This is a genomic window from Sphingobium sp. SG1, from assembly GCF_057063145.1.
This window is the reverse complement of record NZ_JBVVOJ010000009.1, coordinates 63,982-78,832: the sequence shown is the minus strand read 5'-3', so window position 1 is coordinate 78,832 and position 14,851 is coordinate 63,982. Positions and strand designations below refer to the sequence as shown.

Annotated in this window: 11 protein-coding genes; 3 read left to right on the top strand and 8 right to left on the bottom strand. The window is 67.4% G+C overall.

All coding sequences use genetic code 11. From position 1 onward, the window contains the following. Positions 1-269 precede the first annotated feature (269 nt). From AC0KVN_RS18485 to mobA, 3 genes are all read right to left on the bottom strand, one after another. Complete coding sequence (locus AC0KVN_RS18485) at positions 270-1,781, bottom strand: tryptophan halogenase family protein (RefSeq protein ID WP_435567597.1); 1,512 nt, start codon at positions 1,779-1,781, stop codon at positions 270-272. Positions 1,782-1,828: 47 nt separating this feature from the next. Then, a complete protein-coding gene (locus AC0KVN_RS18480) occupies positions 1,829-3,130 on the bottom strand; it encodes a cation:proton antiporter (RefSeq protein ID WP_435567598.1) in 1,302 nt (433 codons plus the stop codon). Between the two features lie 125 nt (positions 3,131-3,255). After that, positions 3,256-3,795, bottom strand: coding sequence for a molybdenum cofactor guanylyltransferase (mobA, locus tag AC0KVN_RS18475; protein WP_434404142.1), 540 nt, complete (start codon positions 3,793-3,795; stop codon positions 3,256-3,258). Positions 3,796-3,867: 72 nt separating this feature from the next. On the opposite strand from mobA, the gene AC0KVN_RS18470 reads away from it, so the two are divergent. Beyond that, positions 3,868-5,082 (top strand): JmjC domain-containing protein, encoded by a 1,215-nt coding sequence (locus AC0KVN_RS18470; RefSeq protein ID WP_435567599.1) that lies wholly within the window; start codon positions 3,868-3,870, stop codon positions 5,080-5,082. Further along, positions 5,070-5,636, top strand: a complete 567-nt coding sequence (locus AC0KVN_RS18465) for a pseudouridine synthase (protein WP_435567600.1) — start codon at positions 5,070-5,072, stop codon at positions 5,634-5,636. The genes AC0KVN_RS18470 and AC0KVN_RS18465 overlap by 13 nt, the downstream gene beginning before the upstream one ends. A gap of 673 nt (positions 5,637-6,309) precedes the next feature. Here AC0KVN_RS18465 and AC0KVN_RS18460 read toward each other — a convergent pair. Then, positions 6,310-6,630, bottom strand: a complete 321-nt coding sequence (locus AC0KVN_RS18460) for a hypothetical protein (protein WP_125985499.1) — start codon at positions 6,628-6,630, stop codon at positions 6,310-6,312. A 271-nt stretch (positions 6,631-6,901) separates the two neighbouring features. Between AC0KVN_RS18460 and AC0KVN_RS18455 the strand changes: the two genes are divergently transcribed. Further along, complete coding sequence (locus AC0KVN_RS18455) at positions 6,902-8,746, top strand: ABCB family ABC transporter ATP-binding protein/permease (protein WP_435567601.1); 1,845 nt, start codon at positions 6,902-6,904, stop codon at positions 8,744-8,746. Between the two features lie 4 nt (positions 8,747-8,750). On the opposite strand, the gene bluB is transcribed toward AC0KVN_RS18455, so the two are convergent. Genes bluB through cobW form a run of 4 tightly spaced genes read right to left on the bottom strand, consistent with a single transcriptional unit; the run spans position 8,751 to position 14,765 of the window. After that, positions 8,751-9,386: a 5,6-dimethylbenzimidazole synthase gene (gene bluB, locus AC0KVN_RS18450; RefSeq protein WP_435567602.1), complete on the bottom strand. Its 636-nt coding sequence runs from the start codon at positions 9,384-9,386 to the stop codon at positions 8,751-8,753. After that, positions 9,386-9,991, bottom strand: coding sequence for a cob(I)yrinic acid a,c-diamide adenosyltransferase (gene cobO, locus AC0KVN_RS18445; protein ID WP_435567603.1), 606 nt, complete (start codon positions 9,989-9,991; stop codon positions 9,386-9,388). Before cobO ends, bluB begins: the two co-directional genes overlap by 1 nt. A 2-nt stretch (positions 9,992-9,993) precedes the next feature. Next, positions 9,994-13,713 carry a cobaltochelatase subunit CobN gene (cobN, locus tag AC0KVN_RS18440; RefSeq protein ID WP_435567604.1) on the bottom strand — a complete coding sequence of 1,240 codons (3,720 nt, stop codon included), beginning with the start codon at positions 13,711-13,713 and terminating at the stop codon, positions 9,994-9,996. Then, a complete protein-coding gene (gene cobW, locus AC0KVN_RS18435; RefSeq protein WP_010335421.1) occupies positions 13,713-14,765 on the bottom strand; it encodes a cobalamin biosynthesis protein CobW in 1,053 nt (350 codons plus the stop codon). The genes cobN and cobW overlap by 1 nt, the downstream gene beginning before the upstream one ends. Positions 14,766-14,851 lie beyond the last annotated feature (86 nt).

Here is a 14,851-nt window from a genome sequence, read left to right as displayed (position 1 = left end):
CTATACGTTAGCGCTATCAGAGACGCGCAACGCATGAATCTGGAATATGGTAAGCCCATTTCAGAATCCTCCCTTTTTTAACAGCTCGCCCACATCGAGCCTTATTGGACGCTCATGCTAGCCTAATGGCCAGCGTTGTCAATTATGATGCTATGATCGGTTAAAGTCCCTAAGGGTTTGATTTACAGATTTATATTTTACTGAAAATAATGGTTTTTTATGTTTTATTGTGCATTGCAAAAAATATTCTACCGATGCGCATTTTTTGACTAGACCAATTCTGCCGGACAATAGCGGCGCAGGAATTCGCGATGGCTGGGCATCTCCGCCACGACCCCGGCAATGTCCTTGCGCATCCGCGCCAGCTCCTCGCGCAGCTGCGGTTCAGGCATCATCGCCGCGACATGATGATAGCCGCGCGGGTGCATGCCCTGCCCCAGCAGCACCGACGACCAGCTGTCGACGCGGAACAGCTCATGCCCCAATTGATAGGCACGGCCATTTTCCTGCCACAGCGCCAGCCTTTCCTTCAGGCTGTCGGGTATCTCCATCGTCCGGCAATGATCCCAGAAAGGGGAATCGTCGCGCTGGGTCACATGATAGTGAAGGATGATGAAATCGCGGATATTCTCGAACTCCAGCCGTGACTTGCGGTTGAAATGGTCGAGCAGCGCGTCGTCGAAGCCGTGGAAGGGGAAATCCTCGATCAGCCGCGTCACCGCCGCCATCATCAGGTGGATGCTGGTCGATTCGAGCGGCTCGATAAAGCCGCCGGCCAGCCCCAGGCCAACGCAGTTCTTGTACCAGGCCCTGGTCCGGGTGCCGGTCTTGAACCGAACCAGCCATGGGTCGACGATCGGCTCCCCCTCGATTTCCGCCAGCAACCGGGCATGCGCCTCATCGTCGGACATGAAATCGCTGGCGAAGACGAAGCCGTTGCCGTCGCGATGCTGCAGCGGGATGCGCCAGCGCCAGCCCGCCTCATGCGCGATCGCCGAGGTATAGGGCTGGGCCGGGCCGTCGGAGGTGGACTGGACTGCGACCGCACGGTCGGTGCGGATCCACTGGCCCCAATCCTCGAAGCCGACGCCCAGCGCCTCGCCCAGCAACAGCGATCGAAAGCCGGTGCAGTCGATGAACAGGTCGCCCTCGATCCGCGTGCCCGATTCCAGCACCAGCGCGGCGATATGCCCGCTCTCGGGCGCCAGTTCGACATTGCGGATCTTGCCTTCGACCCGCTTGACCCCCGCCGGCTCGGCCAGGCTGCGCAGGAAGCGGGCATAGCGCGCCGCGTCGATATGATAGGCATAGCTCGGCGCGACCGAGCTGCTGAGCGACATGCGATTGGCCTCGCCCGCCATCCACTCCAGGCAATATTCGCCCAGTTCGCCGCCAAAACCCTGCGCCCTGGCATGCAGCCAGAAATGGTGGAAATCGGCCATCCAGCTCCATTGCAGCCCGATCGTGCCGAACGGGTGGATATAGCGGTCGCCGACCCGTCCCCAATTTTTGAACTCGATGCCCAGCTTCACCGTCGCCTGCGCCTCGGCCATGAAGCGGTCTTCGCGGATCTTCATCAGTTGGTGGAAGCCGCGGAAGGTCGGCACGGTGGATTCGCCCACGCCGATGGTGCCTATCGCGTCGGATTCGATCAGCGTGATGTCGATCAGCGGCCCCAGATGGCGGACCAGCGCGGTCGCCGTCACCCAGCCGGCCGTGCCCCCGCCGGCGACGACAACCCGCTTCACCACCCGGTCGGACGTCGGAAAATCTGCATGCATGTCGGTCAATCCAGCGGGAGGGGAAACAGGATGGGGCGGTGCATCGGTCAGGCAGCACCGGGCGTCGCGACGGCGCGCGCGGCGGGTTCATCGTCCGGCCCGTCGGCAATCGGGCCGCCCAACCCCTTCCGGCGCGCCAGCCGGTCGATCGCCGGAACCGTCATCATCGTCGTCACGATCGTCATCAGCGCCAGCATGGCGAACAGTTCCGGCCCGATGATGCCGCGCTGCAGGCCGATATTGATGACCAGCAATTCCATCAGTCCGCGCGCATTCATCAGCGCGCCGACGGCGAGCGCAGTGACATTGTCCTGCCCGGTCAGCCGCGCCGCCGCCCAGCAGGCGCCCCCCTTGGCCAGGATCGATACCGCCAGGATCGCCAGCGCAACCAGCGCCAGCGACAGGCTGCTGACCATCGTTACCTGCGTATTGAGGCCGGAGACGGTGAAGAAGATCGGCACCAGCAGGCCGATGGTCGTCGGCTCCAGCCTGCGGGCCAGCCCCTGCGACAGGATGCCGCGCGGCATCGCCACCCCCAGCAGGAAGCCGCCGAACACGGCATGCAGTCCGGCCATGTCCATCGCCCAGGCGCAACCGCCGAACAGCAGCAGCACGACCAGCAGCATGGCCGGCGTGACCCGCCCTTCCCGCTCCGCCCAGCGAGCGAGTGGCGCCAGCAGCCGGCTGCCCAGGAACAGCATGACGATCGCGAACAGCCCGCCGCCGCCCAGCGCCCGGACCGCGATCATTCCGTCCGCGCCGATGCAGGCGAGCAGGATCGCCAGGATCGACCAGGCGATCGCATCGTCGATCGCCCCGGCCGACAGCGCCAGCGCGGCCAGCGGCGTGCCACCCAGCCCCCGTTCGCGGATGATCCGCGCCAGCACGGGAAAGGCGGTGATGGAAATGGCGACGCCGATGAACAGGGTCGCCTCGAACGGCGTGACCGTCGGCCCGAACAGCCCCATGGCCGACAGCCAGGGCGTCAGCGCCACCGCGCCCAGGAAGGGCGCGATGATGCCGCACAGCGAAACCGCAACGGCGCTGCCCGCCTGAAGATGGAAATGCGCGCGGCGAAAGCCGAGGCCGACCAGGAACATGTAGAGGCCGATGCCGGCCTGCGCGACGAACTGCAGCAGCGGCCGGGTCTCGATCGGGAAGAGCAGCGCCTGGGCCTGCGGCGCCAGCCAGCCAAGCAGCGAGGGGCCAAGCAGGATGCCCGCGATCATGTCGCCGATCACCCGTGGCTGGCGCAGGAACCGGCCGACCAGCCAGCCGGACAGGCGACAGGCGCCAAGAATGACGACCATCTGCACCGCCAACGCCGCGCCGACATGGACCAGATCCATGCACCCCTCCTTGCCCCTGTCCGGTGCATGGGAATCCCCGTTCCCCGCATCCGACGCGCCGGACAATGGCAGGATGGCGCGGGGGGACAAGTGTTTTTCGCATCCCGCCGCAAAAAATGGGAGCGCTACCCCCGATCGCGCCGGATCGCGGCCAGATCATCGGGCCGGTTGATGTTGGGCAGGACCAGCCCCGGCAGCGTCACGGTGCGCGCACCAATCCGCGCCAGCCAGCCGCGGATCGATCGGTTATTCTCTTCCGCCAGATGCGCGTCCAGTTCGGGCGCCAGCGCGGCCGGCCACCAGCCGAGCAGCTGCTGCCCATCGAGGATTGCCGCCCGCTCGCCGATCAGCAGCGCGGGCAGGTCGGCCGGATAGAAGGGCATGTCGCAGCCGCTGGTCAGCACGCCGTCAAAGCCGTGGGCCTGGGCATGATGCAGCGCGGCGTTGAGGCCGCCCAGCGGCCCCATGTCCGGCCCCGGCCGGTCGGGCAGGCTGAGATAGGCTTCCTCGGTCCGGCCGCAGATCGCGATCGCGGCGACATGGGGAGAGAGCGCATCGATCGCATGGTCGATCAGCCGCCGCCCGTCGAGCAGCGCCGCCGCCTTGTCGCTGCCGAAGCGGGTCGCGCGTCCGCCCGCCATTATCGCCCCCAACAGCCTGGCCATGCCCGCCCCTCCTGCCGATCCGGTCCCGTCTGCTTTGACATTGGCAGGGCACAGGGGCAAGGGTTCGGGCCGATGGCAGGCGCGCCCCGCGCGCCGCCCCTTCCCGGCGAGACCCCGATGCATCTGCATGATTTCGATATCGACCTGTTCCTGCGCGACTATTGGCAGCAAAAGCCGCTGCTGATCCGCAATCCCTGGGCGCAATGGCGCAACCCGCTGGCGCCCGAGGAACTGGCGGGCCTCGCCTGCGAGGAGGGCGTCGAGTCGCGGCTGGTGGTGCAGGCGGACGGCGACTGGACGATGGAACAGGGGCCGCTGGCGGAGGATCGCTTCGCCGCGCTCGGCGCCAGCCCCTGGACCTTGCTGGTGCAGGCGGTCGATCATCAGGCGCCCGATGTCGCGGCGCTGATTGCCCCGTTCCGCTTCATCCCCGACTGGCGGATCGACGATGTCATGGTCAGCTATGCCAGCGACGGCGGCGGCGTCGGCCCGCATTTTGACCAATATGACGTCTTCCTGATCCAGGGCGCCGGCCGCCGCCGCTGGCGCATCGGCCAGATGTGCGACGATAACAGCCCGCTGCGCCCGCATGCCGATCTGCGCCTGCTGGCCCAATTCGACGCGACCGACGAATGGGTGCTGGAACCCGGCGACATCCTCTATGTCCCGCCCGGCATCGCCCATGATGGCGTCGCGGTGGGCGACGACTGCATGACCTATTCGGTCGGTTTCCGTGCGCCCGCGCGCAGCGAACTGATCGAGGGCTGGACCGACCGGCTGCTCGAAGGGCTGGGCGAGGATGATCGCTATGCTGATCCCGCTTTGGCGCGCCAGGCCAATCCCGGCGAGATCGCGCCGGCCGCGCTCGCCCGGTTGCAGGCGATGGTGCTGGCACAATTGGGCGATCCCGCCGGCTTTGCCCGCTGGTTCGGCGAATATAGCAGCACCCGCAAATATCCCGAGATCGACTGGGCGCCCGAGGAGGCGATCGACCCGGCATCCATGCAGGCGCTGGTGGCGGAAGGCGCACCCCTGCGCCGCAATCCGGCCAGCCGCTTCGCCTTCGTCCGGGCGGAAGACGCCATCTTGCTGTTCGTCGATGGCGCGTCGCATGACTGCACCGGCGCCAGCGCGGCGCTGGCGCAGCAATTGTGCGCGGACGACGCGCTGGCGCTTGATCCGGCGCTGGCGGGCGATGATGCCGCGATCGCGCTGCTGGTGCTGCTCCACAATCAGGGCAGCATCGCGTTTGAGGAGGATGAGGACGACGACGCATGGGACGACTGATCCTCCTCAACAAGCCCTATGGCGTGCTGTGCCAGTTCAGCGACGAGCGCACCGGCCCGCCGCGCCCGACCCTGGCCGATTATGTCGACCAGCCCGGCGTCTATCCCGCCGGCCGGCTCGACCTCGACAGCGAGGGGCTGCTGCTGCTGACCGATGACGGCCGGTTGCAGGCGCGCATCGCCGATCCGCGCTTCAAGATGCCCAAAACCTATCTGGTCCAGGTGGAGGGCGACCCCGACGACGCGCCGCTGGCGGCGCTGCGGCGCGGCGTGCAGCTGAAGGACGGCATGACCCTGCCGGCGGAGGTCGAGCGGATCGACGATCCCGCGCTGTGGCCGCGCGACCCGCCGGTGCGCTTCCGCAAGAGCGTGCCCGATTGCTGGCTGCGCCTCATCATCCGCGAAGGGCGCAATCGGCAGGTTCGGCGCATGACCGCGGCGGTCGGCCTGCCGACCCTGCGCCTGGTCCGCTGGCGCATCGGCGACTGGACGATCGACGACATTGCGCCGGGCACATGGCGGGAGGCACCGGCGATCCTGCGCCAGGGCCGATAGAAGACGCCTCTCCCGAAGTTCACAGTGTAAACGGGCTTTCGGGGCCTTTTGCGCTGGCTTTGCACCCGTTACGCGCCGGTCACGCGCGGGAAACGCGTCACCTCCAACAAGGGGCGGGTCCGCGCGCCGCGCCCGGATCGCCCCCGCCGCGCGCCGCCGACGCCACACCCACGCACCGGTTGCGCGCCGGGCAAGCGCCGGATGGAGAAGACGGGGTGACGAAGGAACGCGCTGTCGCATCGCCAAGGGTAGACCAGAGACAGGGCGAATAGGAAAGCGGTGGGCGATGACGGCCACGCGCGACCGGATCGCGTCCGGCGCGACATTGCTGGGGATGAGCGGAAGCGACTATCTCCCGTCATTGATGGCTGACGACCCAATACTGCCCTCACCCTCGTCGTCATCCCAGACTTTGATCCGGAATTCATTCAGCAATCCCTATCTGGCGCAGTGCAGAATGGATCCTGACTTTCGTCAGGATGACGCCTGTGGGGATTGGCAGGCTTCGACCAGATGCGGCTGTTCCCTACTCCCCTCCCTTCCAGGGAGGGGCCGGGGGTGGGTGCGCCGCGCAGCGGCGGTCTACGATCGATAGGGCAGAAGCTCGCTACGCTCGCAACCCACCCCAACCCCTCCCTGGAAGGGAGGGGCTATGCCTTGTTCCAACCCCATATCACCCGTCCCGTTCGCGCGCCTTGACCTTGCGGACCTCGGCCAGTTGGCCCATCAAAATCGTCAGCGCGTCGCGTTCCGCCTGTGGCAGATCCCTGGTCTCGAAATGGCGGATCAGCACTTCGAGCGCGTCGCCGATCCGGCCGATCTGTCGGCCATAGCTGCCGACCTCGTTCAATACCGTGCGCTCTATGTCCGGGCGTGCCGTCTGGCCGAGCGCGATATTGATGAGGCCGACCTGGCCACCGCTCTGCGTCCAAGTCAGGGGATTGATCGCCTGCCACAGTCGTTCGGGGGCCAGCGCCACACTAAAGGGTTCCATGCCGTGCTCCTTGTCGGGGAAGGATGACGGAGGCGAAGCCTGCCATGGGCGCCGCATCGGGGCAAGATGCTGTCCTACAGCAGCCCGCTTTGCTATTCTTGCCACCCGGTTCCCGACTTTTCGATAGGATCGGCGGGGCGCAAGAAAATGTCAGAATGTGCGGGAAATGTGCGAAGTTAAGCGGATGATCTCCAACAAGGGACGCTTTTGCGTGGCCGGCCGGATGGCCGCGCCACTGGATTGCCGCCCGTCATGCCCTAAATAGCGACAAATGCCCCCAGCCACGCCCGATTCCACGCCCCTTCCGCCCGCCTGGGCCACGCTGCGGCGCTTCATTCCCTATCTCTGGCCGGCCGATGCGCCGGCGCTGCGTCGCCGCGTCGCGGTGGCGCTGGCGCTGGTCGCGCTGGCCAAGGTCGTCACCCTCGCCATGCCCTTTGCCTATAAGGGCGCGATCGACCGGATGGCGCCGGGGCTGGAGCCGGCCGCCGGCCTCGCCATGGCTTTGGTCGTCGCCTATGCCGGCGCGCGCTTCGGCGGCGTGCTGTTCGACAATCTGCGCAACGCCATTTTCGAGAAGGTCGGGCAGGAAGCGGGCCGGCGCCTGGCCGACGATGTCTTCGTCCATCTCCACCGCCTGTCGTTGCGCTTCCATCTCGACCGCCGCACCGGCGCCGTCACCAAGATCGTCGAGCGCGGCACGAAAAGCATCGATACGATGCTCTATTTCCTGCTGTTCAACATCGCGCCGACGGTGCTGGAACTGCTCGCCGTCTGCGCCATCTTCCTGGTGAAATTCGGTCCCGGCCTGGTCGCTGCGACGCTGGCCATGGTCGCCCTCTATATCTGGTTCACCCGCCTCGTCACCGAATGGCGCAACCAACTGCGCCGCGACATGGTCGACATGGACACCAGCGCCGTCGCCCATGCCGTCGACAGCCTGCTCAATTTCGAGACGGTCAAATATTTTGGCGCCGAGGAGCGCGAGGCCCGGCGCTACGGCAACGCCATGCGCCGCTATGCGAAGGCGGCGGTAAAGTCGGAAAACAGCCTCGCCTGGCTCAATATCGGTCAGTCGCTGATCACCAACCTGATGATGGGCGGGGCGATGGCCTATACCGTCTGGGGCTGGAGCCGGGGGCAGTTCTCCACTGGCGACGTGGTGCTGGTAAACACCCTCCTGTCGCAGCTGTTCCGCCCGCTCGACCTGCTCGGCATGGTCTATCGCACCATCCGCCAGGGCCTGATCGACATGGAGGCGATGTACAAGCTGATCGATACCGAGACCGAAGTTGCCGACGTGCCTGGTGCCCCGGCGCTGCAGGTTGCGGGCGGCGCCGTCCGCTTCGACGCGGTCCGCTTCGGCTATGATCCCGAGCGCGAGATCCTCCATGGCGTCAGCTTCGCGGTGCCGGCGGGCAAGACGCTGGCCATCGTCGGTCCCTCGGGCGCGGGCAAGTCGACCATCGCCCGCATCCTGTTCCGCTTCTACGATATCCAGGGCGGCACCGTGTCGATCGACGGGCAGGACATCTCCGCCGTGACGCAGGCCTCGCTGCGCGCCGCGATCGGCATCGTGCCGCAGGACATGGTCCTGTTCAACGACACGGTCGGCTATAATATCGGCTATGGCCGCGAAGGCGCGAGTCAGGATGAAATCGAGGCCGCAGCCAAGGCGGCATCGATCCATGATTTCATCATGAGCCTGCCGCAGGGCTATGAGACCCGCGTCGGCGAACGCGGCCTCAAGCTGTCGGGCGGAGAGAAACAGCGCGTCGCCATCGCCCGCACGCTGCTGAAAGACCCGCCGGTGCTGGTGCTGGACGAAGCGACCAGCGCGCTCGACAGTCGCACCGAGACCGAAATCCAGACCGTGCTGCGCGACATCAGCCGCAAGCGCACGACATTGGTGGTGGCCCATCGCCTGTCGACCGTGGTCGATGCCGACGAGATCATCGTGCTGGACGCCGGCCGCATCGTCGAGCGTGGCCGCCATGCCGATCTGGTCCGCGCCGACGGTCTCTACGCCACCATGTGGGCGCGCCAGGCGACCGAACGCGACGACATGCCCGAGGAGCCGGGGATCGAGGACATGTTCGAGGTCGCCCCGCAATAAATGGTCAGCGCTCGCTGATCTGCGCCAGCGGATCGAGCCGGGCCTGCCAGCCCAGCCGGTCCAGCTCGGGCGTGTCGGCGACGACTTCGGGATGGCCCAGGCATAGCAGGGCGGCGAAGGTCCAGTCGTCGGGCACCGCCAGCGTCCGCGCGACAAAGGCGGGATCGAGAATCGATACCCAGCCGAGCGCCAGCCCACGCGCCCGCGCGGCCAGCCACAGCGTGTGGATCGCCAGCATCACCGAATGGAGCCGGGTCTGCGGCATGGTCGCAGCGCCCAGCCCCGCGCCGGCCGATGTCGCATCGTCGCAGAAGACCGCGATGATCTCCGGCGCCTCGCCCAGCCCGTGCAGCTTCAGCGCGCGATAGGCGTCATGCCGGGTCGCGTCGGCGATCTGGCTGGTGGCCCGCTCGCGCTCGGCATCGACATGATCGGCCAGTGTCGCGCGCAGCGCCGGCGTCCTTACCCGGACGAAGCGCCAGGGCTGGCTGTTGCCGACCGAGGGCGCCAGTTGCGCCAGCGTCAGCAGTTCCAGCACCATCGCCTCGTCCAGCGGATCGGTGCGGAAATGGCGCACGTCGCGGCGCCAGGTCAGCAGCTCCGTCAGCGTCGCGCAGAAATCGGGATCGAAGGCCTGCATCAATATTCGATGCCGGCCTGCGCCTTCACCCCGCTGCGGAAGGGATGCTTGATCATGGTCATTTCGGTGACCAGATCGGCCGCCTCGATCAGCGCCTCGGGCGCATTGCGGCCGGTGACGACGACATGCTTCATCTCGTCCCTGCCGGTCAGCACCGCCAGCACCTCGTCCAGCGGCAGATAGTCGTAGCGCAGCACGATATTGAGTTCATCGGCCAGCACCATCGCATAATCGGGGTCGGCGACCATGCGCTTCACCTCGTCCCACGCCTCGCGCGCCAGCGCGATGTCGCGGCTGCGATCCTGCGTGTTCCAGGTGAAGCCCTCGCCCATCGGCTTGAATTCGATCTGCTCGGGAAAGGCATCGAACACCGCCTTCTCGCCGGTGGTCATCGCGCCCTTCACGAACTGGACCACGCCGACCTTACGGCCATGGCCGATCATGCGGACGACCATGCCCAGCGCCGCCGTGGTCTTGCCCTTGCCCTTGCCGGTATGGACGATCAGCAGGCCCTTTTCCTGGGTCTTGGTCGCCATGATCTTGTCATGGGCAGCCTGCTTCTTCTTCATCTTTTCCGCATGCTGTTCGTCGGTGCGTTCGACCATCGTCACTCTCCAGAAAGCTCGGCGAGCAGCATGCCCGCGCTGTTGGACTTGGGTTTCCACAGACCGCGTTCCAGCGCCTCGGCCAGCCGGGCGGCGGTCTCGCGCAGGGCGGCGGGATTGGCGTCGGCCATGAAGGCGCGCACGGCCTCATCCTCGATGAAGGCGGCGTGGACGGCGTCGAAATGATGATCGCGTACCGCATGGGTGGTGGCGGCGAAGGCGAAGAGATAGTCGACCGAGGCGGCGATCTCGAACGCGCCCTTATAGCCATGGCGCATGACGCCAGCGATCCATTTGGGGTTGGTGACGCGGGCGCGGACGATGCGGCCGATCTCATCCTCCAGCGTGCGGATCACCGGCCGCTCCGGGCGGCTATGGTCGTTATGATAGCTGAGCGGCCGGGTGCCTTTCAGATGTTCGATGGCGGCGGCGATGCCCCCTTCGAACTGATAATAATCGTCGCTGTCGAGCAGGTCATGCTCGCGATTATCCTGGTTCTGGACAACCGCGTCGGCCTGGGCCAGGCGGGTGGCGAACAGGCTGCGTTCGCTGTCGCCCTCCACCCCCGCGCCATAGGCATAGCCGCCCCAGTCGAGATAGACGTCCGCCAGGTCGGCGCGGCTGTGCCAGATCTTCTCGTCGATCATCGCCTGCAGTCCCGCGCCATAGGCGCCGGGTTTCGATCCGAACACGCGGGCACCAGCGCGGCGCGCGGCCTCCGCCGCATCGGCACCATCCGCCACCAGCGCCGCCTGCTCGGCGCGATGCCGGGCGGCGGCGGGATTATCCTCGTCCGGCTCATCGAGTGCCATCACCGCGCGGGCCGCGCTGTCGATCAGGTCGATCTGTTCGGGGAAGGCGTCGCGGAAGAAGCCGGAGACGCGCAATGTCACGTCGACGCGCGGCCGGCCCAGTTCGGCCAGGGTCATCATCTCGAAGCCGACGACCCGCCCCGAACTCCATTCCCAGCGCGGCCGCACCCCCATCAGCGCCAGCGCCTGGGCAATATCGTCGCCGCCGGTGCGCATGTTCGCCGTGCCCCAGGCGGACAGGGCGATGGCGCGGGGATAGTCGCCCTCGCGCTGGAGATAATCGTCGACCAGCAATTGCGCCGATCGCTGGCCCAGATCCCAGGCCACAGCGGTCGGCACGGCGCGGGTATCGACCGAAAAGAAATTGCGCCCGGTCGGCAGCACGTCGGGCCGGCCGCGCGTCGGCGCGCCCGATGGTCCGGGCAGCACGAACCGCCCGTCGAGCCCGGCCAGCAGCGCCGCCGCCTCGCGCGGACCACAGGCGTCGACGCGCGGCGCCAAATCATCGGCGATCGCCGCCAGCACGGCGGTGCTGGCCGGGCCGACCGGCGCCGCGCCGTCGACCAGCGCCGCCGCCAGCAGTTCCAGCCGCTCGACCATGTCGCCATGGGTGCGCCAAGGGTCTGTGGATAAGTCCGCCAGCGCCGCTGGACGCGGCCCATGCCATGGCGCGCCCAGCACGCAATCGAGCGGATCGAAGCCGAGCCTCAGATCATCGGCCAGCGCGCGCAGCAAGGACGCCTGCCCCGGATGATCGAGCCCGCGCGGCGTGCGCGCCAGCGCGACCAGCAGGTCGCGGCGCAGCCGCCCCTGCGGCGAGGCGGTGAAGACATGCAGCCCGTCGCGGATCTGCAATTCCTTCAGCTCGCACAGATAATTGTCGATCGCGGCAAGTGCGTCGTCATCGTCGCCGGCGGCACCCGCATCCTTGTCCAGCCCCTGGCTGCGGGCGAGGTCGATGATATCGCGGCGCAGCCGGTCGAGCCGGCGCGGGTCCATGCCGGCGGCGAGATAATATTCGTCCACCAGCGCTTCGAGCTGCTTGAGCGGCCCATAGCTTTCCGCCCGCGTCAACGGCGGGGTCAGATGGTCGAGGATGACGGCGCCGATGCGGCGCTTGGCCTGCGTCCCCTCGCCCGGATCGTTGACGATGAAGGGATAGAGTTGCGGCACCGGCCCGGTGCAGATTTCGGGGAAGCAATCGGCCGAAAGCGACACCGCCTTGCCCGGCAGCCATTCCAGATTGCCATGCTTGCCGACATGGACCAGCGCCTGCGCACCGAAATCCTGCGCCAGCCAGACATGAAAGGCGAAATAGGCGTGAGGCGGCGGCAGCGCTGGGTCATGATAGCTGCTCTTGGGATCGATATTGTAACCGCGCGCCGGCTGTACCGCGATCGCGACATGGCCGAAGCGCTGGACGGCAAGGCGAAAGGCGCCGTCCCGCACGAAGGGGTCGGCCTCCGGCGGTCCCCAGCGATCGACCATGGCCTCCCGCGCGCTGTCGGGCAGAGCGGTAAGGGCGGCGCGATAGACATCAAGCGACAGGCTGACCTCGCCCGGCCGGTCGATCGACGCCCGATCATTGGTGACGCCGCCGGTCATCAGCCGCATCAGCGCGGCACCATCGCGCGGGGCGTCGCCGATCGCATAGCCGGCCTCACCCAGCCGGCACAGGATCGCGGCAGCGCTGGCCGGCGTGTCGAGGCCGACGCCATTGCCGATCCGCCCGTCGCGATTGGGATAATTGGCCAGCACCAGCGCGACCCGGCGCTCGGCCGGCGCGGCGCGGCGCAGCGCCGCCCAGTTGCGCGCCAGATCGGCGACGAAGGCGACCCGGTCGGGTGCCACGCGCGGCACGACGATGCCGCACTGGGTGCGTTCATCGAACCGCTCGGCCGCCTTGAAGGCGACGGCGCGGGTGAAGAGGCGGCCGTCCACTTCGGGCAGGGCGACATTCATCGCCAGGTCGCGCGGGCCAAGGCCACGGGCCGACCCGCGCCAGCTGCCTTCCTCGACCCCGGCAAAGGCGGTCTGCAGGATCGGGCAATCGGCCTGTTCCAAGATGCCCGGCACGCGCGGCTCGGACGAAGAGGAGGCGGCGAAGCTGGTCGAATTGACGATGATGTCGGGCGCGATGTCGGCCAGCAGCCCGCCTAGCCAGTCGCGCACGAACGGCTCGCGCAGCGCACGGACATGCACGGCGGCGACATTGAAGCCGCGCGCGCCAAGCGCCGCGACCATCGCATCGACCGCGCTCAGCGTGCCGGCGACCACCAAAGCGCGGTAGAAGATCAGCAGCGCCACCGGCCGCCCCTCGACCCAGGTCGCGCGCAATTCGGCCACGCCGGGCCGGTCATGGCCAGGCAGATAGAGGCCGGCGTCGGCAATCGGCAGCGGATGGTCGGGCTCGCCCGCATCCGCGCCGATCAGCCGAGCGGCGCAGCGCAGGAAGGACAGCGCATTGGCTGTGCCGCCCTGGCGCAGATAGTCGCGCAACTGCTCGCGCATCGCCGCCGGCACGGTGGAGACGAGGTCCAGCGCCGGATCACCCTCGCGCCCGTCGGCGATCGCGGCGAAGGCGATGCCGCGCTCGCGCGCGACCTGCGCAATCTCGTCCACGCCATAGGGCCAGTAGCTCTTGCCGCCGAGCAGGATGACGCAGACGAAGCGCGCCTTGGCGATCACCTTCTCGACATAGAGATCGACCGAATAGGGATGCTTGAGCTGCAGCAGATTGGCCAGCCGCACGCTCGGCGCATCATCGGGCAGGCGCGCGGCAGCAGCGGCGAAACAGGCCAGATCGCTGTCCGCCACGGTCAGGATAACGATGTCGCCGGGCGGCTGGTCGAGGTCGATCGCCTCCTCGCCGTCGCTGATCGTTCCCGGCGTGGCGGACAGAAGATGCATCAGCCGAGCACGGCCTGGATGTCGGCCTCGATCGCGGCGCGGTCCAGCCCCTTCTGGCCGATCACCACCAGCTGGGTACGACGCGCTTCTTGCGGTTGCCAGGGGCGGTCGAAGAAATGCTGGATGCGCGGGCCGACCGCCTGCACGACGAGGCGCATCGGCTTGCCCGCGACCGCGACCATGCCCTTGACGCGCAGCACGTCGTGGGTGGCGATCAGCGCGGACAGCGCCTGCACCAGCGTGTCGGGATCGGCAACCGCATCGCCACTGACGACGAAGCTGTCGAAATCATCATGGTCATGATCCTCGCCCTCCGCCTCATGGTGCGAGGGGCGGGCGTCGAGATCATCCTCGGCCGCGGCGACGATGCCCAGCAGCGCGCCGATGTCGACCGCACCATGAGCGGCGCGGACGATCTTCACGCCGGGCCGCGTTTCGGCATCGACCTGCGCCTCGACTGCAGCCAGCGTGTCGGCATCGACCAGGTCGCTCTTGTTCAGCACCACCATGTCGGCGCAGGCAAGCTGATCCTCGAACAATTCCTCCAGCGGGCTGTCATGGTCCAGATTGGGGTCGGCGGCGCGCGCCGCGGCCAGCGCCGCTTCGTCGGTGGCGAAACGGCCGGCGGCGACCGCATCGGCGTCGATCAGCGCGACGACCCCGTCCACCGTGGCGCGGGTGCGGATGTCGGGCCACTGGAACGCCTTGACCAGCGGCTTGGGCAGGGCCAGCCCCGAGGTTTCGATGATGATATGGTCGGGCGGGCTCGGCCGGTCGAGCAGCGCGGTCATGGTCGGCAGAAAATCGTCGGCCACGGTGCAGCAGATGCAGCCATTGGCCAGCTCGACGATATCCTCTTCGGGGCAGGCGGCGTCATTGCAGCCCTTCACCAGTTCGCCGTCGACGCCGACATCGCCAAATTCGTTGATGATGAGGGCGAGGCGGCGCCCCTTCGCATTTTCCAGCAGATGGCGGATCAGCGTGGTCTTGCCCGCGCCCAGGAAGCCGGTGATGACGGTAGTCGGAATCTTGGCAGATGCAGTGTTGGCCATGACAAATACTCGCGCGCCGGAGCAACCGGGGCGGGAGCGAACCGGGCGCGCACGCACGGCCGGCCGGCATCGCGGACGGGCGCTTG